1 pseudogene is annotated in these 2,635 nt (G+C 65.4%); it reads right to left on the minus strand.

The features are described 5' to 3' along the window. Positions 1–2,635, minus strand: a pseudogene (locus EN750_RS28280) (hypothetical protein); the annotation flags it as partial.

Here is a 2,635-nt window from a genome sequence, read left to right on the forward strand (position 1 = left end):
GCGCTGAGCCCGTTGGTGCCGGCAGCGATCACGCCACCGTCCTGGGAAATCATGACGACCCCGCCGACCGCGCTGGCCAGATTGGCGCTGCCGGTGAAGGCGACATCATCGAAATCATAATTGCCGAGCGTCGGATCGAGCCCGATCGTGTTGACCGTGTAGCCGCCACTGGCCGCTGTGATCGAGGATTGCAGCACAGTCGCGTCGCCGTCGCCGAAGGTGAAGTTGGCGTTGGCCGACGTCGCCGTCGTGCCGCCCGACGACAGTTCGACGCCGACACCAGCATTGGAAATGCTGGAGCCCTGCAGAAAGGTGATGGTCTTGTTGCCCGTCGTCGATGACAGGTCGATGCCGCGCGAGGTGAGGTCGCCGGTGCCGGTGATCGTTGTCACGCCGAAATCGGCCGTGGTCGATGAACCGCTGAAGTCGATGCCGGTCTGGTTGGCGCCGGAGCCCATCGTCACATTGGTTGTTCCAAATGTGACATCGGCATTGGTCAGGGCGAAGTTGATGCCGGCTGGACCGACGGTCGAACCCATCGTCACGCTGGTGGTGCCGAAGGTGACGGCGCCGGCATTGTTGGTGATGTCGATGCCATTGCCCGTGGCGCCCGACACGGTCACCGCCCCGAAGGTCGCCGATGCGGTGCTGGCGACATTGGCGACGGCCAGGCCGGTGGCAGTGGCGCCGGTGATCGACAGCGGAGCTGTGACGTTCAGCGTCGCGGTTCCGGCAAGGCCGGTGACGACGGCGCCACCGCCGCCCGTCGCAGACAGCGTCGAGCCGATGAAGCTGATCGCGCCGCCGACCGGGGGCAGCGTCGAGCCGATCGCGAAAAGATTGCCGGTGCCGGTCGAGGTGATGCTGCCGCTGAAGGTCGCCGAGCCGCCGGTGGTGCCGTCGACCTTGAGCGCCGTGCCTGGCACGGTTGCCGAGCTGGAGATGTTGGCCGCCACACCGATTGTCGCGCTGCCACCGGAAACGACGACACCGTCGCCAGTGCCCGAATTGGCGATGGCGCCACCGAGGATCGCGATCGAGCCGGTGTTGTTGGTCAGGCTGACATCGGTGCCCGCGACATTGGTCGTCACCAGATTGGTAATGGTGAAGGTCGATGACGAAGCGTTGATTGCAAGGCCGTTGATGCCGCCACCGGTGCCGCCGATGGTGACATTGCCACCCAGGAACGGGCCGCCCGAAACGGCATTGAAGTTGAGCGCCGTGGCTTGCGCAACACCTGTCGTGATGCTGTCGAACGCCATGCCGCCGGTGCCGATGGTGACGCCGTCGAGATTGATCGCGTGGCCGGTGCCGGTGGTGATCTGCTCCGTGCCTGCGGCCGCGACTGTGATCGTGCCGCCCCCGGTGGCGCTGAAGCCGGTGCCGGTCGTCGTGGTCAGATCCAGCCCGCCGGTGAACTTGATTGTGCCGCCGGTGTTGCCGCTCAGGTTGATCGCAAAGGCGGTGGCGGTGCTGGCGGTGATCGCTCCACCGAACGTGGCGCTGCCGCCGCTCATGCCGGAGATCCCCACCGCGCTGGTAGCAGCGGTCTGGTTGATGGTGCCGTTGTAGGTGACGTTGGGCGTCGAGTTGCTGATGGAGAAGGCGTTGCTGCTCGTGTTGGCGATGGAACTCCCGACCCCGAAGGTCAAGGTTCCGCTGGAGCTGCCGACGATGCCTATGCCTACGCCGCCGCCGGTGATGTCGAGATCGTCGAAGGTGGCGATGCCGTCGAAATTGTTGGCGGACAGCGCCGCACTGGTGGCGTTGGTGATCTTGGTGTTGCCGGTGAAATTGACGGTCGCGCTCGAACCGACAAGCACGATGCCGATTTCAGATGCGGTCTGGACGGTCAGGTCGTCGACCGAGACCGTACCGGTCACTCCATCGAGGAAGAGGCCGGTTGCGACATTGCTGACCGTCACGCCCTGGACGGTCAGGCCATTGATGCCCAGGCCGTGGATGCCGGCGGCGGCGCCCCCGGCAATATTGAAATCGAGCAATGTGTTGCCGTTGCCCAGCGTCACGACATCGCCGCCGCCGGAACTGGTCAGCGTTGCCGCGCCCGCGGAATCCGAGATGGATTCGTCATGATGGACGTTGGTGCCGGTGACATTCAACGGCACCCCGCCGAGCGAGAACGCGCGGCCGTTGCCGAACGACGCAAGTTCCTGTCCGTCGCTCAGCGAGAAGCCGGTGGCGTCGTCGATCGTCCCGCGGTTGACCAGGACAATGATGGCGTCGCTGGCGGTAATGCTGTCGGCATAATCGATCGAGGCGAGGTCGGTGATGGACGTGCCGCCGCCCGAAGCCCCGGCCGCGACGAAGATGTAATTGCGCAGGTCGTAGAGTTGCGGGCCGGCAAACTGTGTCGTGCCGAAGGCGTAGTGGCCGCTGCCCTCATTGAGCCCGCGCGCATCGAGCGAGGCGGTGATGCCGGAGATGGAGCTGGAACCGCCGCCAAAGGTGAACTCGGCGTTGGCCGAATTGGCGGGCGACCCCGCTAGGCCGAAGCGCACGCCGGTATCGACATTGGTGATAACGCCGCCATCGGTGACGGTGATCACCGCGCCGCCGACGCTCGGCGAGGTCAGGTCGATGCCGATCGAGCCGGCAGCACCGGTGCCGGTTATGT

This window comes from Mesorhizobium sp. M7A.F.Ca.ET.027.03.2.1 (assembly GCF_003999175.1).
Taxonomy (GTDB): Bacteria; Pseudomonadota; Alphaproteobacteria; order Rhizobiales; family Rhizobiaceae; genus Mesorhizobium.